General features: G+C 61.8%; 8 protein-coding genes. 7 read left to right on the forward strand and 1 reads right to left on the reverse strand.

Features of this window, described 5'->3' with window-relative positions; translation table 11 throughout:
- Window positions 1-82 precede the first annotated feature (82 nt).
- Complete coding sequence (locus AC58EF_RS05375) at window positions 83-913, reverse strand: secretin and TonB N-terminal domain-containing protein (protein ID WP_497275157.1); 831 nt, start codon at window positions 911-913, stop codon at window positions 83-85.
- A gap of 314 nt (window positions 914-1,227) precedes the next feature.
- On the opposite strand from AC58EF_RS05375, the gene AC58EF_RS05380 reads away from it, so the two are divergent.
- From AC58EF_RS05380 to AC58EF_RS05410, 7 genes are all read left to right on the forward strand, one after another.
- Entirely contained in the window at window positions 1,228-2,043 is an 816-nt protein-coding gene (locus AC58EF_RS05380; protein ID WP_257554662.1) for a helix-turn-helix transcriptional regulator, read from the forward strand.
- An 88-nt stretch (window positions 2,044-2,131) separates the two neighbouring features.
- A complete protein-coding gene (locus AC58EF_RS05385; protein WP_497275159.1) occupies window positions 2,132-3,799 on the forward strand; it encodes a ShlB/FhaC/HecB family hemolysin secretion/activation protein in 1,668 nt (555 codons plus the stop codon).
- Between the two features lie 352 nt (window positions 3,800-4,151).
- Entirely contained in the window at window positions 4,152-5,903 is a 1,752-nt protein-coding gene (locus tag AC58EF_RS05390; RefSeq protein WP_497275160.1) for a DUF2341 domain-containing protein, read from the forward strand.
- A 24-nt stretch (window positions 5,904-5,927) separates the two neighbouring features.
- Window positions 5,928-6,347 (forward strand): ExbD/TolR family protein, encoded by a 420-nt coding sequence (locus AC58EF_RS05395; protein WP_257554657.1) that lies wholly within the window; start codon window positions 5,928-5,930, stop codon window positions 6,345-6,347.
- A gap of 161 nt (window positions 6,348-6,508) precedes the next feature.
- Entirely contained in the window at window positions 6,509-7,243 is a 735-nt protein-coding gene (locus AC58EF_RS05400) for a TonB-dependent receptor (protein WP_497275162.1), read from the forward strand.
- A 73-nt stretch (window positions 7,244-7,316) separates the two neighbouring features.
- Window positions 7,317-9,089 carry a putative porin gene (locus AC58EF_RS05405; protein WP_497275164.1) on the forward strand — a complete coding sequence of 591 codons (1,773 nt, stop codon included), beginning with the start codon at window positions 7,317-7,319 and terminating at the stop codon, window positions 9,087-9,089.
- An 84-nt stretch (window positions 9,090-9,173) separates the two neighbouring features.
- Window positions 9,174-22,307, forward strand: a complete 13,134-nt coding sequence (locus AC58EF_RS05410; RefSeq protein WP_497275165.1) for a filamentous hemagglutinin family protein — start codon at window positions 9,174-9,176, stop codon at window positions 22,305-22,307.
- The last annotated feature ends 35 nt before the right edge of the window (window positions 22,308-22,342 follow it).

Consider the following 22,342-nt stretch of genomic DNA (forward strand, 5'->3'; position numbering starts at 1 on the left):
CCCAGTACGGTCGAGCCAGCGAACGCAGTCCACATCGACCGAAAAGTGCCTGGTTCCAAAGGCCGGCACACGGTTCTCATGACTATCGAGAGCGCTGGCTACTCCGGGTTCCGCGCAGCACGATCGCCAGGGGCTGCTGGAGTCCATGGGGTGGGGGGGACACGACAGCCTGGAAAAGGGTTTCCACAACGAGCATGTCGGTTTTGCTGCTTCCGCTGCTGCGGTGAACAACGATTTCGCTCAATTTGCCGTCCGCGCTAATGCTGAGGTGGACGATCAGGCTGAACCTGAGACGGTCCGTATGTTCGCTGGCCTGGAGGCAGGCATACAGTTCTTCCTCAAGCAGCCCGTAGTAGGCGAGCCGCTCGACCGACTGCAGCCTTGCTGGAGCGACCTCTTCCCTGACGACAACGCGCCCGAGAGGAACCAGGGAGGATTGGCTGTCGCCGCTCTGCGTCGTGATGATGGCCGCGTCCGTCCCACTGTAGCGAACGACGAGCCCTGTGCCACTCAGGAGTCGGCGAAGTGCTTCACGTGGTGTGAATCTGCCTTTTACGCGCGTGGAGCGCTGTCCTGAAGTGAGCATGCTATCGTATAGGAGCTGCACGCCCGTGACGCTGAAATATTGTGCCAGGGCGGCGTCAAGTGGCTGCGCGGGTATGTCGAAAGGAACAGGCGTTTCAGAGGCCTCGGACTGAGCATGAGCATTCGTCCCGAACGAAGTCATGAGTACGACAAGGCAAAATGAGAGCGCGGCAGTCAGGCTCTGAAAGAAATGAGGTAGCGACATTCGGACGGAGAATAGGACATGCCCGGCCTGTTGGGGAGCCAATTGTCCGGTGTGATTGTATCGAACGACACCGCCTGATTGCATCCAACCTTCCTCCTCGCCGTGCAGATTCTGGCCTGACATTCAAGCTCGGCCACTAGAAATCGATATGCTTCCTAGTCCTCTGCGAGAGATTCCGATGGTGGAACTCATTAAACATCATTGATGACGCCAAGGTCATGTCATCGCTGTGACTTTGCGAAATGATAATTTCACTAATGGCTGTCGCATTACCTGCACAGAACAGTGAATCTCTTATGCTCAATACGCGATTCACTGCCGAGTAAGTACGATATTGTTTCATTTTTATGACGAACCGACATGAAGGTGAAGAAAAAAACTTTGTCGAATTCTTTGCCAGATTCACGTGCTCAACGTGTCCATTTTTCAGGAGCTCCATGGGGGTAGTTGAGATGTTAGCCGGCGGTGCGCTTCAGCGCCAGTTTGATAATGCGTGCGCTGCCCTCGATGCGTCGTGGGTTGAGCACTTTGTCATGGAGGGCGGTTCGGTCATGGCGATGGGCCCGGTCGGGGATTGCGCATCTTCGGCGGACCTCGAAGACTGGTTACAGCAGTTCGCGTCCGAAATGGGATTTGGCGGCGCTCGTTACCTCCATATCGGTCATCGTCCGCAAGGCGGAGGGATCATCGAGCGTCCACCACTTCGCTTTCTCTCCACACTGGACAAGGGGCAGGAGCCTTGGCGTGCCGGAGATCCCGCGCTGTCGCAGGTTGCCCAGGCTTCTCTTCCCTTCGCCTGGGTCGCAAAGGACGATCTCTCCCTGCCCGATGTCCAGCGCGCCTGGCTCAGCATCGAGCGACTGCGGGGCGTGGATGCGGGTGTCGTGATCCCCGTCCAGGACTATGTATCTGGCCCAGCGTATATCAGTCTCTTCAGCCAAACGATTTCCAGGGCGATCGCGGTGATCGAACAGCGGCGACACCAGATGGTCACGCTGGCGATTGAGTTTCACATTCGTGCCAAGCAGTTGATGACGTCACGGACGAGGCCGTCAGGGTTGCTTTCGGATCGCGAGATCAGCTGCCTGCGCCATGCTGCCACCGGCGCGACGCTTGTCGAGGGCGCAAGCAGCCTCGGAATATCGAAACGAACAATTGAGCTTCACTTGGCCCGCGTGACGCAAAAGCTCGGCGCGGCCAACCGGATCAACGCGGTCGCGATCGCCATCGGTGCCGGCTTGATCGATGTTTGAGAGGTGCATGATAGTTTCTTCCCCGATGCAAGGGGGGCCGCGCGCGAATATCTCGCCGTGCCTCGTTTTGGCCTCTGCTTTGGCCGCAGTGCTGCAGCCCGCCTGCGCCTTCGCGCAAAGCGATCAGAGTGCCGCCCAGCCCGCCACCGCGGATGCGGAGCCCGTGAGGGCTTCGGGAAGCTTTTTGATCGCCGCGATCGACGTCGTGGGGGCGACGAAGCTTTCCAACGCCGACATCGAGCGGATCATCTACCCGTTCCTGGGGCCGAACCGCTCCGAGGCAGATGTCATGGCCGCACAAAAGGCGCTTCAAGCAGCCTACGCCGCGAAAGGCTTTGAAGCGGTCGAGGTCGAAATTCCGATTCAGCCCAGCGAGCGCTTCGCTCAAGGGATCGTCCAACTCGCTGTTCACGAGGTTCCGCTCGGAGAAGTGCGGGTTGTCGATGCAAAGCATCATTCGGAAAAGAGTGTCCGCGAGGATGTCCCGTCGCTGGTCGCGGGGCAACCGATCGATATCGCTGCCCTGCAGCGCGATGTCTCTGAGGCGAACCGCTTTCCCGATCGGACGATTACGCCGCGTTTCCGGGCCGGCGCGCAACCTGGTACTGTTGATGTCGAACTGAAGGTTGATGACAAAGCCCCATTCCATGGCAGCGTCGAACTCAACAACGACAACAGTCCCAATACCGAGCCTTTGCGTGCCAGCGCTACTGCGCGCTACTCCAATCTTTGGGGGCAAGGACATACGCTATCCGTCACAGGCTCGATCGCGCCCCAGGATCCGGACCAGAGTGCGGTCATCTCGGCATCCTACAACGCGCCCCTGATCGGCACGCCCTGGGGCCTTCTGCTCTACGGCTACCGGTCGAACAGCAACGTCGCAGCACTTGGCGGGACCAATGTGCTTGGTAACGGCTATCAGATCGGCTTTCGGGCGACCTATCGTCTGCCTAGCGCAAACACCTTTCAGCAGATCAGTTTCGGACCGGACTTCAAATCGTTCAAGGAACGGTTGAGCCTGGAAGGCACCGATCTTCAGCCAACCCAGATACGCTATGTACCGCTCGTCGCTGAATATACGCTGAGTGGCGGAAACGTGAGCGAAACCTATGGGCTGACGCTCGGCGTTACTGGTGGCCTCCGGGTGATCAAGCGCAATGTTTGCTTTGAATCGCCCTATTCGGAAGGCTTCATTCCAGAAGGTGTGCCGACCTGCTCTCTGGGCAACGGACAGACCGGCATTCCGCAAGATCAGTTCACCGGCCGCGCCGTCGATGCCAGTGAAAACTTCGTTCATCTTAATCTGGACCTGAACTACACTCGTATGTTGCGCCGCGACTGGCAGGTTGGGCTGCGGTTCGCCGGCCAGCTTGCCGACTCCAGTCTCGTCACGAATGAGCAATTTTCGCTTGGCGGTATGTCCAACATTCGGGGCTACTATGTCTCCGAGGCGGTCGGTGACGACGGTTTCGTTTCGTCGATCGAAGTGCGCACTCCGAATTTTGGGACATCGCTTGCCAGCTTTGTCGACGAAGTGCGCGTCTTTGCCTTTGGCGATGCGGGCTATGCCCGTGTGCGCGCACCGTCCTCGGGGCAAACCGACGAGTTCCGGCTGTTCAGTGTCGGCGGCGGCTTGCGGTTTGATCTGCTCAAGCTGTTCACCGGTGAAGCACTGATCGGCATTCCGCTGCGTGCCGGTCCGACGACCGACAAGGGTGATCCGCGATACAGCTTCACCATCAGAGGGGAATTCTGATGGTGATGCACGGTTACATGGCGACGCCGCATTCGGCCGTTTCGGTGTTCAGTGTTGGTCGGAGCCCGCCTCACCGGGTCGTCTTCCGGCGATCGCCCTTCTCCGACCAGTCGGGGCGATCGTGGCCATCGATCGGGCCAGGACTTCCCCACGGGCAGCTTGGACGCTCCCCCAACTCCCAGCGCCAGGGATCCCCGGAAGGCAGGTTGGAGCAATCCGGCCAAGGCGAACGAAATCGACATGAGGGGAGGGCGGCGAACCGTCGCCCTCCATCGGCAATGGGCGCCATGAGCGCCTGCGGATTCAACGCCCAAGCGAGGGCAGTCAAGTGACAGGAAGCAGGGGCGGCAACATGGGTCGACTGAAACTAAAATGGCTTATCCCGGTGGTTGCGATGACCGCCTTCTCGACGCCAGCAATGGCGTGGTGGGAGGCGGATTACAGCTACCGCACGAAGATCAATCTCAACGTCGACGCCGCCGGGATAACGGGTGAGGTGGCGCGTGCGCCGGTGCTTGTGCGGCTGCACTCGGGCAATTTCAGCTTCAAGGACGTCAAGCCTGACGGTTCTGACCTGCGGTTCGTGGCGGGCGACGATCGCACACCCTTGAAGTTCCACATCGAGAAGTGGTCGCCAGCGGACGAGCAGGCGCTGGTCTGGGTCGACGTGCAGGGTCTTCAGCCGGGTGCGGCATCGGCGATCTACGCTTATTATGGCAATGAAAAAGCGGCGGCCGCGCAGGATGTGGCGGGCACCTATGGGGCGGATTACCGCCTTGTCTATCACTTCAACGACGAAGGCGCCGCCAAAGACGCCACGTCGAACGGCAATAACGCCACAGGAACAGCGAGCCGCAACGGCGCTGGTCTGATCGGGTCGAGCCTGCTGCTCGACGGCACGACGCCGGTGGGCCTGCCTGCTGGCGCGTTTGCCAATGGCCCGCTGTCGATCAGCTTCTGGGTGAAGCCGGGTGGCAACGGCACGGTGTTCAGCCTGCCGGGCAGCGTCAGCCTGATCGCCGAAGGTGGTCAACTATATATCGATCAGGGCGGTAATCGTTCGTCGGGTGGAGATCTCGCCGCTGACAGCTGGGCGAACGTTGCGCTGGTCAATGACGGAACGAAGAGCGTGCTCTACATCAACGGTCAGCCTGCCGGTGAAGTGACCGGTGCGCTGGCCGCCGCCACGGGCGCTGCCGTTCTCGGCCAGGGCTTTGCCGGTGAAATCGACGAACTGCGCGTCGCAGGTGCTGCGCTGCCGCAGTCGGCGTTCCAGCTAGCGGCCGCCAGCGAGGGGCAGTCGTCCAAGCTGGTCACGACAGACACGCCCCAGCAGGTCGAGACCGGCGGCGGACATGGCCATTTCGGCATATTGTTCGGCGCGCTGACATTCGACGCCTGGGTGGTGATCATCATCTGCGCGTTCATGCTGCTGGTGGCCATCGCGATCATGATCAGCAAGGGTCTGCTGATCGGCAAGGTCCGCTCGGCGAATGAAGCGTTCCTCGAAGCCTACCAACGTTATGTGAACGAGAATGGGCGCGGGCCTCGCAATCCTCACGACGGATTGCCAGCGTTCGATCCCGGATCGGCGGCGGCGGACTCCACCTTGGGGCGTCTGTATCAGATCGGTCGTCGGGAGCTGACCGAGCGCCTGAAGGAAGGCAAGGCGACCGGCTCGCGGTTCGCGATCCGCAGCCAGTCGATCGCGGCGATCCGCTCCGCGCTGGATGCTGGCCGCGTGCGCGAGGGGCAGAAGCTCAACGCGCGCCTCGTGCTCCTGACCATCGCCATCTCGGGCGGCCCGTTCATCGGCCTGCTCGGCACGGTGCTCGGCGTGATGATCACCTTCGCCTCGGTGGCCGCCGCTGGTGAAGTGAACATCAACGCGATCGCGCCGGGTATCGCGGCGGCGCTCCTCGCCACGGTTGCGGGCCTGGCGGTCGCGATCCCGGCGCTGTTCGGCTACAACTATCTGCTCAGCCGCATCGAGGAGATCACCGCCGACCACGACATCTTCGTGGACGAGCTGGAGAAGCGTATCGCCGAGACATGGCAGGATGTGCCTTCGGCTCCCACCCCAGTTCCCGCGCACGCGGCCTGACCCTAGGGCAAAGGAGACTGAGCCATGGGAATGCAGGTCGGGGGTCCGAAGAAGCCCTACAATGAGATCAACATCACGCCGTTCGTGGACGTGGTGCTGGTGCTTCTCATCATCTTCATCCTGATGACGACGGCGGCGGTGCAGGGGATCAAGGTGGACTTGCCGTCCGCCTCCTCGGCCAAGACGCTGGAGGCGCAGAAGAGCCGGGTGATCGCGGTCAGCAACGATGGGACTGTGTCGATCGACGCCATCCCGGTGTCAATGAGCGAACTCGAAGCGCAGCTGCGTTCCTCGATCGCGACGACACCGGACCTCGCGGTGATCCTGCGCGGTGATCGCGCTGTCCAGTACGACAAGGTCATGCAGGTGCTCGACCTGTGTTCCAAGGTCGGTGTGCCGAGCCTTGGCATGGCCTCCACGCGTCCGCCTGGCGGCGGGGCTTGAGAGGGAGCGATGTTGACCATCGACCCTTCAGCCAGCCTCAGGGCAGTGGAAAAGGTCGGGTGTGTTTCCCGACGTCTCCCTTATGGCCTGCTGGCGTCAACTCGGGCGGCGTATTGCGCACCCGATGAACGTCAGTGCGTGCTCATGCGAGGAGCACACTGATGGCAGCCGCATCGTTGATGCTACCGGAAGGTCCTGACGGGCAGCGTCGCAAGAAATCGCCGATTACCTTCGGACGAATACTTGCGGTGGTGGCCGTTGGGCTCGTCCTTGCGATAGGCTATAATTTCCTGGGCACGCAAACGGTCAGTGATCGACCCAATGAAATGAAGACGACGCAGGTCATCCTGCCGCCGCCTCCACCACCGCCCCCGCCCCCTGAAACGAAGCCTGTGGAGCAGCCACCTGAGCCGACGATCGCACCGCCGATCGAGCAGCCGGTCGATACGCCGCCGCCGCCGGATCAGGCCAACAGCGACCCCACTCCCGGGGACAACGCGCTGACGGCGCGTGAAGGCGCCGGGCCGAGTAACTATGGCCTTGGGGTGGGCGATGGCGGCGGCGTTCGCATCGGCGGGCGACCTGGCGGCGGTGGAGGCTCAGGCGGCGGCATGTCCGTCGGCATGTACACCAGCTACCTCAAGTCCACCTTGCAGGAGCGTGTTCAGGACGATCCGCGGCTCAGTCGGCTCGTTTTCTCGGCCGATTACACCCTGACGGTTACACGCGATGGTCGCATCACCGGCGTAACCTTCAGAGATGCGAGGGGTGGAAGCGATGCGGACATGCGGAAGCTGACGGCGCTTCTGCAGGAGGTTCGCGGGCTGGATCCACCGCCAACGACCATGGTCTTTCCACAACTTGTCACAGTTCGAGGGCGCAAAAGCTCTCTCTGATTATCGAAGCCCGCGCGGGCAAAGGGGATTTGGAATGTCACAGCGATTGAAGTTTCTGCGAACAGGGCGATTGATGCTTACCACATCGCTGTGCGCAGCGGTGTTGTCTGCGGCGCCGGCGTTCGCGCAGGAAGCTCAAGGCCAGGCCGCGCAGCCTGACAGCGCCGTGGCGACCATGGTAAAACTCCTCGTAGACGAAGGTATCGTCACGCCGGAAAAAGGCGCAGCGTTGATGCGGCGTGCGGAAGCCGAGGCGGCCCAGCGTGCGGTGAACGCGCCGCCGCCACAGTCTGCCGAGCTGGCGCCGCCCCCTGCCGGAGCGGTCCGTGTACCCTATGTCCCTGAAACGGTGCGTGCGCAAATCAAGGACGAGTTGCGCCAGGAGGTCCTGGCTCAGGCGCGAACCGAACGCTGGGCTGCGCCCGACAAGGCTGCGCCGGACTGGGTCGACAACATCCGTATCCATGGCGACTTTCGTTTTCGCTCGGCATCGGACTTCTATTCCAAGGACAATGCCATCGGCCACTATGCCGACGTAGCAGCCTGGAATGAAACCGGTCCCTATGACCTTTCCGGCATATCCCGGCAGGCCTTCCCGTCGCTCAATACGACGCGCGACAAGATCAACAACATGCAGATCCGCGCGCGTATCGGCATCGAGGCGACAGTGGCAAACCGCTTCCAGCTCGGTTTCCAGCTCGCCACCGGTGATGACGCTGGGCCGATCTCGACAAATTCAGGGCTGACTGGCGGATTCCGCAAACGCGATCTGTGGATCCAGAACGCTTATGTGAAGGGCGAAGTCTATCCCGGTCTGACAGCGATGCTGGGCCGGTTCGACAATCCTTTCCGTACCACCGATCTCATGTTCGATCCCGATCTGGCGCTGGACGGCGTTTATGGCGAGGCGAACATCACGAAACTACTAGGAAATGAGGATTTCCGCTTCGCGGTCCGTGGCGGCGCGTTCCCGCTCCAGTTCGAGCCGGGCAATTTCCCGTCCACATCGACGGCCAAGCGCAACTGGCGTGATCGCTACATGTTCTCGCTGCAGGCTGAAGCCGGCAAGGAATTCGCTGGCGGAATTGATGTGAACCTCTCCGCTGCTTTCCACAATTTCACCTACATGCGCGGTCATGTCTCGACACCCTGTGACATCTTCTCGACCGTCAATGTCGAATGTTCGACCGATATCTTGCGGCCGCTCTGGGCCAGCAAGGGCAACACGCTCATGTATCTGCGTGACATCGACTACACCTATGCCGATCCCGGCGACGAGCGTGAGCCCCAATATCTGGGCTTGAAGTATGCGTATCGCGTGCTTGATATCAACGGCTCGGTCACGGTCCCGATCAGCGAGCGCGTAAAGGCGCGGCTGACCGGCAGCTATCTTTATAACTTCGGATTTGATCCGGAGAACAACTGCCTTCGCGGCAACGTCGGCGCACCGATCACCAACGTCGAGATCACCGACCCGACCAACGTCAACCAGGGCGTCTGCGACGCAACCAATCCGGCGAAATTCGTAGGCGGCAATCAGGGCTACGGCGTTTACTTCTCCATCGGCGACCCGGCGCTTTACAGCGTCAATCCCCGCCGGGCAAAGCGTGGCTCGTGGGCGATCAATGCCGCGTACAAATATCTTGAAAGTGACGCCGTCCCCGACGCGTTCACGGACTCCGATTTCCGGCTCGGGGGCACCAACGTCAAGGGTTACGTGATTGGCGGGGCTTATGCACCGTTTGACGGCGTGACGCTCGGCGCGCGCTGGTTCTCGGCGAACGAAATCGTCGATGCGCCATTGAGGATCGACGTGCTGCACGTCGATCTGGGCTTCGCCTTCTGAGGTCGCGATGATGATGCCTTTTCCCTCCCTTCCTGAACAGGCCGGACGGTTAGCGAGGCGTCCAGCTTCAATCCTCATGAATGTGTGGCGGCAGGCTCCTTTTCCAGGCTGCCCTGCACACGTTCCCAATCAATTTATCTTTGCCAGAGCCGAGATTTTGTCGGCTGGAGCCTTGTCATGATCGCATCTTCGTCCCTGCGTCCGGCCTTTGGTCGCCGTTTTCTCTTCCTGGGTGCGAGCCTGGCGGCAATTGCGACCGCACTGCCCGTGGAGGTTCAGGCGCAGACGCTGGGTGCTGCCGTTGGCAGGCAGACGCAGGTTGGCACGCCGCGACCGCAGACCACGGTTCCGGTGCGTTCGGGAACAATGCAGGGCGCGCTTCAGCGACAGCAGACGACGCAAGGTCGGGTCGACGAAATCCGCGCCTATATCACCTCAATCCGGGAAGCGGCGAACCGCGGACCGGTGGTCGACGGGCTCGACCGCAATGGCCTCGATCCGACCGATACCATCCGTGAGGCGATAGCTGCAACGCGCGCCGGCAACACGCAGCGCGCGAGCGAACTGCTGGTCAGCGCCGGTGCGCAGTACGACATCACGGGCCTCAAGACCTGGCAGGGCGCAGGGTTGCCCTCGCAGACCACGGGCGCCGATGGCCGCGTCACCGTCACGATCGACCAGACCCAGGAGCGCGCTCTGCTGTCGTGGAACCGGTTTGATATCGGCGCCAACACGACGCTTCAGTTCAACCAGAAGAGCAACGGCACCGCGCAGCCCGGCTGGGTCGCGGTGAACCGCGTCACCAACGCCACCGATCCGTCGCTGATCCTTGGCAACATGAAGGCTGACGGCACCGTGGTCGTGCTCAACCGCGCCGGGATCATCTTCGGCAAGGACAGCCAGGTCAACACCCACTCGCTTCTCGCTTCCACCCTCGAACTGGGGAACGCAGCGCGCTTTGTCGAGGGGAGCAACACAAACCTTCGCGCTGCAACTATTGCAGAACGTAACCTAACGTTTCTGGAAGATGGCCTTTTCACAGCGCCGGACGGAACCGCATTCGCCAGAACCGGTAACGATGTCTCACTCCTTGTGTCATCGGATTTGGATTCGGCTTCCGGCGGCTCTGCAGGCCCTGCAAGCTTTGTAGACCTTCCTGAGGGAGATATTGTCGTTGATGCCGGTGCCCGCATCGGGTCCGGCCAGGGTGGATACCTTTTGCTCGCTGCCCCGTCGATCCAAACAGCAGGCACGCTCAGTTCTCTCGATGGCCAGGTCAGTCTTCAGGCGGGGCGAGCAGTCAGCTTTATGGAAAGCTCCGGGGCGGCGACTAGCCCAGACCCCAATGTGCGGGGCTATTTGTTCAACAGTTTCGTGTACGATGGCTCGTCAAATATTCTTACGGATCGCCCTTCAACTCCGAGTGACGGGCACATTCAGGTATCGGGATTGATCGAATCCCGCCGCGGCTATCTTTCTCTCAGCACCAGCGCGTTCGGGTCCATTGATCTCTCGGGCCTGCTGTCCACGACCACAAGCGTTTCGCGCAACGGGAAAATCACGCTCTTTGGCGGCGACATCACGCTGCATGGAAATGCCAATCCCGCACTCGCCAGCGGGATTGCAATGTTCGCTGACACCAATGGTGAAACGATACCGATCGGGACGCCGAATGAACCTGCGGGCTTTAAGAGGTCGCAACTCGAGATTGGCGCTCAAATCAGCGCTCCTGGGGTACCGTTTGGAGGGTTGGTGCCGGCCAACGTCTCGATTGGCCAGAATGCTGTCATCTACGCTCCAGGAGCAGATGTTTCGGTTGGTCGCACCACGACGAATCTCGTGCCTGCTCTCGGTCGCGGCAGCGTGCTGATCGCACCAAATGCCATCATCGATGTAAGCGGCTTGAAGGACGTCAAGCTGGACGCTTCGAGGAATTCGATTGAGATCACTCCGGTAAAACGCAATGAGCTGCGCGACACACCTAACTACCGCGAAGTCGAAGTCGACGGCAACTTCTCGCTCAATGGCAAAACGATCTTCATCGACCCTCGCCTCTCGGGCGTACGCGAGGATGGCGTCGCCTGGGTCGGGTCGCCGCTGATCGAAGCCGCCAGTATCGCAGGCCAGCTCCCGGCTACAGCCCAGGAACTGATGACGAAGGGTGGCTCGATTTCATTGCAGGGCGAGCGTGTCGACGTTGCCAATGGCGCCACGGTCGACATCTCGGGGGGGTGGGTAAGCTATTCCGCCGGCGCACTGAAGACCAGCAAGCTCGTGACCTCGGACGGACGCATCGTCGACATCTCGCGGGCGAACGCGAACGACGTCTATGTCGATGTGATCACCAGCACCACCGAGGTACGTCAGCCCCGCTCGGGGATGCTGCGCAACTGGATGATGGGTGTCGGCCAGGGGCAGAAGTTCGACGCCGCCTATGACGAGGGCCGCGACGCCGGCGCGCTGACGATCAGCGCCGCTGCAGTTACGATCGATGGTGCGGTCCATGCCAACGCTTTCGCCGGTGCACGCCAGATAGCCAAGGGTGACTGGCCCAGCGTTGCGCCTTCGGGCTTGGGTCGCGGGTTGCAGGCGTCGACATATGAGCTCCCGGCAGGCGGGGCGCTCAGTGTCCAGACACTCGGCGATGTTCTAGTCTATCATGGCATACGTGGGACGGGAGCAGCCAACCCTGCGGAGCTTCTGCTTTCGGACAGCATGCTCAACCTTGCTGGTCTCGCGCAACTCGACATCGTCGCGGCGGGGACGGTGACCTTTGCGGATCTTGGCGCGCCGACACTGCAATCGTCTGATGCGTTGTCGATTACGGGCCAATCCCATCTCATGCTTGCTCCAGGTGGGGTTCTGTCCGTACTGGCGGGCCGCACGATCCGGTTCGACGGGACGGTGGAAGTCCCCTCTGGCTTGATTTCAGCACGTACCGTCAACGGGTTCGAACCGAGCGAGGAAGATTTTCCGATCGTTTTTGGCGGGGCGGGTTCTATTCATCGCTCGGATGATGATGTCACCACGCTTTACGCCACCGACCCCGGGACGCTGACTCCTTTCGATATCATCGTCACCGGCAAGCTCTCAACCGCCGGACAATGGGTGAATGACTATGCCTCTCAAACGGGGCTGTTTGGAGGAGCCTGGCGCGATGGCGGCAGCATCTCGCTGCAATCTGCCCGTAATGTCATCGCTGCGGTCGGCGACAGTCTGGAGACGGCAACTCAGGCTGTAGACCTTTCGGGCAGCATTCGCGTGAATGGAACACTCGACGTTAGCTCGGGCGGCTATGTCACGCCGACCGGCAGCCTGATCCTCGACGGCAAGGGCGGCGATATCTCGCTGCTCAACGAAACGGTGTACGCATCGTCGAAGCTGACCAATACGGACCCGAGTGCAGCTATTGGCTTGCCTGCCGACGATCCTCTTTATGGGGCCAACCAATCGGTCGAATTTACGCCGCGCCCATCAGCCGGCTCCGGACTTTCAGCGACATTGCCCCATCTGGTCGCAGATCCCCGTTCAACAGTCGATATCTCGCAAGCGTCGATTCTGGGGTTCGGCTTTGCCGGTGGCGGGACGTTCAAGCTGGTCGCGCCCGATGTGAGCTTCGGCTCGGACAATCGCGCCGGAAGCACGCACATCGGCCTCGACTTCTTCCAGCGCACTGGGTTCGGAACGCTCGACGTATCGAGCTACCGCTCGCGCATCGTCGACGATCTGTTCGCCAATGATAGGGTAGCGAGGTCCGCTTTCCTCGAGACCACCCGCTTTGTGGTCCAGAAAGGTGAGACGTTCGACCTCACCCAATGGATGTTGCCGACCTTTTTGACGGCTGATCAGAGCAGGGCGCTGCGTGGGCTCGAAACCGGGTCTGATCTGCTGACCCAATCGTTCCTGGCGCCGACCACTAACATCGCCCTGTGGGACCGCAAGGCCGCGCATCTGGTGCTCGGGGGGCTGACCGAACTCGACGTGATGGCCGGTGGTTCGATCATCGGTGCGCCTGAAGCGTCGATCACTATCGGCAAGCTCTACAATGCCGGCAATATCACTCTGCACGGCGGGTCGATCCGCCAACGCAACGATCTTTCTGACAGTCTGATCGTCGGCGGCTTTGGTGTTCGCGATACCGATCTTGGCGGGAACGGTCTTGCCGATGCTTTCGGCGGCAATGTGGACAGCCAGGGACGCTTTCTGGAAAGCGCGGTTAGCGCAGCTGATCCGGGACTGACCAATGGGCAACTGGTGTCTGAGGTCGGTGAAGACCGGATCGTTCATTTTCTGGGCGTGTTGGACGCCGAACAGGGTATCGTGCTTGATCGTGGCAGCGTCACCGATCTTTCCGGCGTGGCGCTTTTCGACCCCCGCGCGGTCACGGTTGGAGGAAGGATACTTCGCAGCGGCCGTGTGGTTGATGGCGGCACGATCGCGCTTGAGGCCGTTCGTCTGATCAACCGCGTTCCGGGCAGCGGAAGCGCATCTTCCGGGCGCACTCTCGTGCGCGACGACCAGGCCCGTCTCGACATCAGCGGGGCCGCTGCGACATTCGAGATCAGCAATGGCAGAGGCGGCTTCAGTCCTTGGCTCGAATGGAGCAGGGGCGGGTCCATTTCTGCGCTTGGCGGTGGATCACTCGGCTCTACCGCAATCGACGCCCGCGGCGGCGATATCCGTGCCGAGGGTGGGACGCTGGAATGGCTACGACCGACCGTGGGAACAGGTTCGGCCGACCAAGCCGATTATCTTCCTGTCGGTTTGATCCAGGGTAGCGGTTTCGACACGTTGATAGCGCGTGGCTCGCTCACGCTTGATGGCGATTTCGATCTTTCACTGCGCAAAGCTCTGATGGTGACGTCGCAGGATCGCACCCAGTCCGCGAACATCGGAAGCGAGGCAGTCAGTCTGGGGGTAACGGCGGGTTCGAATGTGCGACTGGCTTCGGCGTACATCAGGCTTGCAAGTACCTATTCCGTCTCGACGGCAGGCATGGGCGGCGACGCCGCCAGTTCGCTCGTTCTTCAAGGCGGTCTGCAGGGGATCGATGTCGTTGGCGGGATTGCAGTCGGCCAGATCGGATCTTTCGAACTACGCACGCCGGGCGACGTCCGCTTTACCGGCGTGTATCACCCGTCCACCGGGCTGATTACAAACTATTCGGGCCAGTTCAGCGTTGTGGGCGACCTTACGATCGATGCGCGACGCACCTATGCGACAACCGGCACAGGCAATCTTCAGGCTCTGCTCGAGAATGCAAGCGGCACCATAAAGTCGCCCTACGATATCGCCGTCATCGGTGACCACAGCATTCGGTTCGGGAATCGTTATCTCGACCCGGCAGCGCCGTTGCCACTCACAGCCGGGACGCACCTTCGGGTGCTGGCGCCTCGAATTGTTCAAGATGGATTTCTGGCGGCGCCACTTGGTCAATTGACGCTCGGCAGCACCTCGACGGTTTTGCTCGAGGGGGGGGATCTGCGACAGGTCGCACCAACCGAGACGCTCACTTTCGGCCGTGGAAGCGTAACGTCGGTATCTGGCGCCGGTTTGACCGTACCCTACGGCACTACGACCGATGGTGTGGAGTATTATTTCCCGACCGTCGCGACTCCGTTGACCAAGCTCCCGGTTGGCGAGTTGGTGCTGTCAGCGGGTTCAATCGTGCAGGCGGAGGGTGCGCTAATCGACGGCCGGGGCGGCGGCGACGTCTACGCCTATGAGTTCCAGTCCGGCATCGGTGGTTCGCGCGACGTGCTCGACCGCTTCAACCGCGATGCGTTCAGCTCGAACCACTATGATCCGGTGACCGGCACCGGCTACCAGTTCCCGGATCAGCGGCAGGTCTATGCGTTGGTGCCGGTGGCCGAGGCGGGCAAGATCGCCCCTTACGATCCGATCTACTCGGCCGATTATGGCGACCTCTACGGCGCGCAGGCGGGCCGCTCGGTCCATCTCGATGGCGGTAGCGGCATCGCCGCGGGCGAGTATCTGCTGGTGCCGGCCAAATACGCGATGGCGATCCCCGGCGCGCTGCGCCTGGTCGAGAACACGGGATCGGCCGCGCCGCTGCCTGGATCCAGCACCAGGCTGCTCGACGGGTCGGTCGTGCTCGGCGGGACGTTCGCCTATGCCGGAACCGATATCGCGGAATCGACCCGTCACTCGTTCACCGTGCAGACGAAAGACGTCTTCACCAAATACTCGACGATCAAGACCACACCGGGCTCGGACTATCTGACGGGTCTTAACCCGGATGCGCGTCCGCGCCTGCCGCTCGACGCGGCTCGTGTGGTGCTGGCGCCGCTCAATGAGCTGAAGGTAGCAGGCGTGTTCGACCTGACTGCGGGCGAAGGCGGCCGGGCCGGGCAGATCGACATCCTCGGGAGCAACATCCTGATCGCCGCGGCCGACACCGAAGCGGCCGAGGGGACGCTGCTGATCTCGGATACGACGCTGGCGAAGCTCAACGCGCCCAGCCTGCTGATCGGGGGTCGCCGGACCGACAATGCGGATGGTACGACGACGATCAACGCCAGTGCGATCAGCATCACCGTGGCGGGTGGCGCCAGCCTGCAGGCGAGCGAACTGCTGCTGGCGGTCGGCGGTGACGGCTCGGCCCTGACGATCGAAGACGGCGCGACCCTCGCGGCGATCGGCGATCCCGGCATCCTCACCGATGCCGACTACAAGGCTTCCGGCGCCGGCTCGATCCTGCGCCTTGCCAACGGCCCGGAGCGTCTCGTGGCCCGCACCGGCGCGGGAAGCTCGACCCTGGAGATCGGAGCGGCCTCGCTCACCGGCGAAGCGCTGGCGCTCGACACCAGCGGCAGCTTCGTCGTCGCCGACGGGGCGAACCTGAACGCGAAGTACGCGGCGATCTCCGGCGCGGATATCCGCTTCGCCGCCAGCGGCGAAGCCACGGTCGGCGAGAGCGGTGTCGTAGGCGCGGCGCTGGCCACCAAGCTCGGCGCGGCCGAGCGGCTGACCGTGCGCTCGCCGGGATCGATCCGCTTTGCGGAAGGATCGTACCAGTTCAACGACCTCGTGCTCGACACCGCCAGCCTCGCGGCCGACGCGCAGGCGGCCGCCGGATCTGCGATCTCCATCCGGGCCGGGAATGTGCGCCTCGCCAACGGCGGCAATACCGCCGACGGCTGCGCCAGCAGCGCGCTGTGCGGCAGCGCAGGCAGTCTGACCCTCGATGCGACCACGATCAGCCTCGGCAACAATAGTGTTCGCGCGGCGGGCTTCACCGATGGAGTGACGCTGGCCGCCAGCGACGGTCTCTATGTCGAAGGCAAGGGCAGCCTCGATACCGGCGGCGCCGGGCTCACGCTCAACACGCCGTTCATCGCCGAGCGCTCGGCCAAGGCGGACCCTCGCAACCAGACGGTGCGGCCTGATTACACGTTCCTCACCACGGGAGCCGTATCGATCTCCTCGACCGGCGCGAACCCCGAAGCCAAGATCGAGGGCAATGCGGCCCCTGGCGCACGCATCGCGTTCGGCACGATCGACGATCGCGTGCAGTCGGTCTCGATCAGCGGCACCACCATCCGCGCCACGGCAGGTATCATCGATGTGCAGTCGGCAGGCGATGTGAGCCTGGCGGGTGCAACGCTCAGCGTCCCCGGCTTTGAGAAGGTGTTCGGCGACGAGGTCGATCCGGTCACCGTCGCTGCCGGCGGCGGCACGCTCAACCTGTTCAGTGCCAATGGCAACATCACCACCGATGTGGCCTCCGCGCTGATCACCGACACCGGCAAGGGCAATGCCGGCGGTCTCAACTTGCTGGCCGGCAACGGCGCGGTGACCCTGCTTGCCGCACTCAACCCCGGCCTCGCGGTCGATCCCGACGCTGAGGGAACAGATCTGGATGCGGCGCCCATCCTGCGCAGCGGATCCTTCACGCTCGACAGTGGCACCGGCGCCTTCGACTTCGGCGGCTTCGTCGAGACCTACGGCACGCAGTTCGGCGGCGACGTCTGGGTCCGCACCGGGGCCGGCAATCTGACTCTGGCCGAGGGGCAGAGCCTCAAGGCCCAGAACGTTACCCTCACCGTCGACGGCGGCAGCATCGGCATTGCCGGCACACTCGACACCTCGGGCGTCGACGTCACCGGCATGTCGGCCGATGCCGCACGCAATGCGCGGGTCAATGGCGGCGATATCGCGCTCTGGGGGCAGAACGGGGTCACCCTCGCGTCGACCGCGAAGCTCGATACCCACACCACCGGCTATGCCGATACCGACAGCCGACCCGCCCAGGCCGGCGATGTCACGATCGGCATTGGCAGCGACTCGGCCAGCCTCACCATCGCCAGCGGCGCCGCCATTGATGTCAGCGCGCGCCGGACACAGGCAGCACTGGCAGCAGGAGAAAGCGGTGGCCGACTGATCCCGAAAACCGTGACCGACACGGTGACCGGAAATGCGGTGATCGTCTATGAATATGCTTCCCCCGATCAGGGTGGTGACGTCGTCTTCCGTGCTCCCGTCATCGGCGCGAACCGCAACAAGGTCGCGCTGTCGCAGCACGGGACCATTGTCGGCGCGGACAGCGTCCAGTTCGAGGCGTTCCAGCGCTACGATCTCGACGCCATGGCCGACAGCGGCCTCTACTCGGGCATCAGCCGCGACACCGAGGGCGCGATCCGCCTCGACTTCGGGGCCAGCGGCGCCAACCCGTTCACCACCGACATGGCGCTTGCCGACGGCACATCCTCGCTGGTCCGGTTCATCCAGGACTTCGACGTCTCGACGGTCGATGGCTCGAGCCTCGATGGCATGCGCCTGCGTCCTGGTGTGGAGCTGGCCTCGACAGGCGCGATCGAGACGGTCAGCCAGTGGAACCTCGCCGCCGCCACCTTCTCGCCGGAGCAGCTTCAAGCCGCGGTCGATGCCGGGGTGTTGGAGCTGATCCCCGAGATCTCCGGCGGTACGCCGCGCTACAAGGTGGTTCCCGGCAAGGAAGGCCAGTTGCTCGACCAGCACGCGACTTTCCTCTACCGTACCGATGGCGGCTCCGCGCGCGGTGAAGCGCCCGTGGTCACCCTGCGCGCCGGCAATGATCTCACCATCAACCGCTCGATCTCCGACGGGTTCTTCACGTTCCGCGATCAGTCAGATCCCAACTATATCGATCAGCAGCTCGGCGGCGGTGATCGGACCTACCAGCCGGCGATCCAGTTCGGCTGCGGCAATAGTAGCTCGACCGGCGTATGCGGTGAGATCGCAGACTATGTGGTCGGCGGGACCCGGCCGACCACAAACAATCGTATCAATATCTCACTCAATCTCGCAGCGCAAAAAGGCAACACATCAGGCGGTGGCGGGGGAGCGCCGATGACGCTCGCCGGCAATGCAGCCGACTCTGGCGGCGAAGACCGGAATTCGCTGGCTTTCGCTGAACTGTTCCCGCTGCTCGACGGCGATGTCGCGATGCACTCTTCGGACCTGCGCCTTGTTGCGGGGACCGGAAGCACCCTGTCCGCAAATCCTCTCGTAACTGATCGTGCAAGTGCCGCCGACCTGAGGATACGAGGTGAATACAGCTATGATGTCTCCGCAACAGCTGGAGCCATAGGCTATGGCGGAGCCTTGCAGTTCCGCCTTCAACGTCCAACCGGATTCGACGCGATTTCGGTGGATATCGGCGATCTGCTCTCGGGTTCTGATATCGACGGCGGTCTCGGAGCGCTCGATCCGAACGCTTATACGTTCCTGAACTGGGGAACCGGAAGCAGCGGACTCGCTGCCGATACACGGGCAGCTGCTCGCGAATATTTCGCAGGAAAAGGCTACAGCTTCATTGGCAGCGCGACAAATCCAAGCGGGATCGATGCTCCGTTGAGCGCAATTGTCGGCTTCCTTCAGCATTTTGAGAGCCGCTATGTCGCAGGCGTAGCCAGTGGCGCCTATGCGTCGGATCGGTCCGCGCCTCCCCTCCTCACATACGATCAGCCGAAGGCCTTTGTTCGCACGGTCGTACGCAGCGGGGACGGTCGAATTTCCGCAGGGGCCGCGCGCGACATCGATCTTCGCACAACAACCGAAACCGTCTACCGCGACGACGGAGGGATCGAATTCAGTGCTCCGAACTATGGTAACCTGCAGGAAGTGCTGCAAGTCGGCGGAAGCGCACTCTATACGGCTGGCGTTCGGGTTGCTCCCACCACTATTTCAGCCCGGATCGTCGGCGGCGACACCGTTTCGATCCTTCCGGACAGCGTCTATTTCACAAGCGCTGTAGAGGATCCCGATTTTACGGTGTCGCCCAAGTCTTTGAGCAGCATCGGGCCGGTCCTTGCCCACGGTGGCGGACACGTCGAGGCCAGTGCCGGCCGGGATATTCTCGCGCGCCGTGACGTGTGGAGCGAATACTTCCTCCGCAGGGGCGGTCAGCTCACGGGACGACAAAGCTCGCGCAATGAGAATTTAATGGGGAGCCCAACTCAGCCTTGGCGTGTGGGAACGATCGGTTGGGACACTGAAATAGGCATTGCACCGCAGTATTTCACGAGCGGGATCGGCGCGCTTGGCGGCGGCGATGTGTCGATTTCTGCTGGGCGGGATATTCGGGAACTCATTCTCGCGCTCGATACGAGCATATCGACTGCCGAGACTTCGGCCGGCGCTGCAATGCTGACTTTTGGAAGCGGTGATCTCACCGTTGTGGCAGGGCGCAATATCGGTGCTGGCCGGTATGATATCGCAACGGGTCGAGCAATAGTCCATGCCGGACAAGACATCACAGCGTTCGGAATTGAGCCGCAAGCCGGGAGCGTGACATCGCCCCAGCATCTCCGCATTCGGCTTACGGACGCTGTCGTCGATGTGTCAGCAGGAGGATCGGCTACCATTGCGAGTGTATCCGCTCTTGGTGCCGGTAGAGACATGGCGTCGTGGGGAGTGAACGGCTTCTTCTCTGCAAGCGGCGCGTTCGGTCTCAGTGCCAACGAAGATGTCGCTACGGAGCCAACTGGTAATTTAGTCTACCCCGATCAGGGAACTTCGCGTAGCCGCCATAATCTCGACTTCGGACAAAGCGCACCGGACGTCGAGTTCCGCTATACACAGATACTGCCGCCATCTGTCTCGATGATCTCACTATCCGGAAGCGTGAAGCTGGCGGAAGGGGTCCCTCATCTCTTGTTCCCATCGTCGTTGGGGCAATTGCGTGTCTACAGCGCCGGGAGCATCCGCAATCTGGCAATCGGTATGAGCGATGCCGATCCGTCGTTGATGGGCGGCGCTTGGTCGGATCAGCGGATTCAGCGCGTGAAGTTCGAACTACCCTGGGTCAATGCGCTGACCAGCAACGCCGCATTGCGTCTTCAGCACAATCGGCGGATCACTCACCTCGGCGACCCAGAGCCCGTCCGCATCCACAGCGGCGGCGATATTGATACTTCAGCGCTTTTCCTGCCCAAGCAGGCCCGCGTCACTGCTGGCGGCGATATCATCGATATGTATTTCATCGGTCAGAATATCGACGCCAAGGATATCACACGGATCAGAGCCGGTGGCGATATCAAGGGCACGATCCTGGGGAACAGCGGCACGCTACCCTATGTGAGATCGAACAATTTCGTTCTGGGTGGACCTGGCTCGCTTATGGTCGAAGCGGGGGGGGACATCGGGCCTTTCGTCACTTCGGCAAACATCGATCAGATAGAATTCAATTCCAATGGCAGTTCCGCCGGCACGATCGTCGTCTCTTATGCTGGTGGCATCCGTACGGTAGGCAACGACCTTAACCCATGGCTGGGCCGTGACGGCGCAGACCTCAGCGTGCGTTTCGGGATGGCGGGAGGGGCGGACTATGCCGCGCTCCGCGAAACCTATCTCAATCCGGCAAACTTCGCGAAGCTCGACGGGGACCTATTCGAGCAGATGACCGACACTCTCGGAAACCAACGTCCCGACCGCACCAAGCCGGTTTACGCGCCGCTGCTCGCCGCGTGGCTGCGTGACAACGAACCTGAAGCCTTTGCCGCCATATTCGCCGGTGAAAGCGTCGCGGACAGCGCGAGTGGACAGACGGCCCTTGCAAACGCAGCTTATGGCAAGACTGGCGAATTGTATGCGGCCTTCGCGAAGATCGAACTGCTCCGCCAGCAGGATTTCCTGATCGACCGACTCTATTTCAATGAACTCGCCGCTCCAGCGGACCCCAACGGGGCATCCTATCTTCAGTACGTGCGCGGCTATCGGGCCGTTAACACGCTCTTCTCACCAGAGCGCGGCTACACGGATAATCTTGCTCCTTACACGCTCGACCCATCGACTGTGAACGAAGATCATCCGCTCGGCGAGCCGGTTCGAAACATCGTAAATGGTCAGCCGCAAGCGGCTGAGCGGATCGTAACGGGTAATGCCGATCTTCGCCTCGCGACGATCCAGACAGCTCGGAGAGGAGACATCTCCATCCTGGCCCCGGGCGGCGATATGATCGCAGGTTCGGTGGTGCGCACCTTCGAGCAGGTGGCACGACGCTTCACGGCGTTCACGGGTTACAACCCCGCCGGGCTCCAGTCATTGCCAACCGGCAATTTTGCACGGCCGGAGTCGGCCCGGATCGCTTCCATTCCGGCTGGCTTCGAAGGTGTCCTGACGCTCGAGGGCGGTAAAATTTTTAGCTTTACTGATGGCGACTTCATCCTGAACCAGAGCCGCGTTTTCAGCCTTGCGAATGGCGACATCACCATGTGGTCATCCAATGGCGATCTAGCCGCGGGTCAGGGACCGAAGAGTGCTTCGAGTTTCCCGCCCGTGACGGTCCGCTTCGATGAGAACGGGTTCACAGAGGTCGACAGCGCAGGGAGCGTATCCGGTGCAGGAATCGGCTCGTTCAAGCGCACTCCAAATGATCCACCGTCAAATGTTGTTCTGATTGCGCCAGTTGGTGAAGTGGATGCGGGCGATGCCGGCGTGCGCGCATCAGGCAATATCATCGTTGCGGCGGCACGCGTCGCCAATGCCGATAATTTCAAAGCATCCGGCGATATTACCGGCGTGCCCACGACTACGGCTACGATGGCGGTGGCAACGCCGCAGGACGCGGCCTCGTCGGTCGCAGCACAAGCCGCTCAGGCCGCCCAAACCAACAGGCAGGGCGATCAGCGCTCGCTGATTACGGTCGATGTGCTCGGACCGGTGAGTGATGGGCGCTGCGATCCCAATACCCCCGGCGACCCGGATTGCCGGTAGCATTCATTTTTAAAATTTTGGTCGCAAAACTTGCG

This window comes from Sphingobium sp. WR1, from assembly GCF_059693745.1.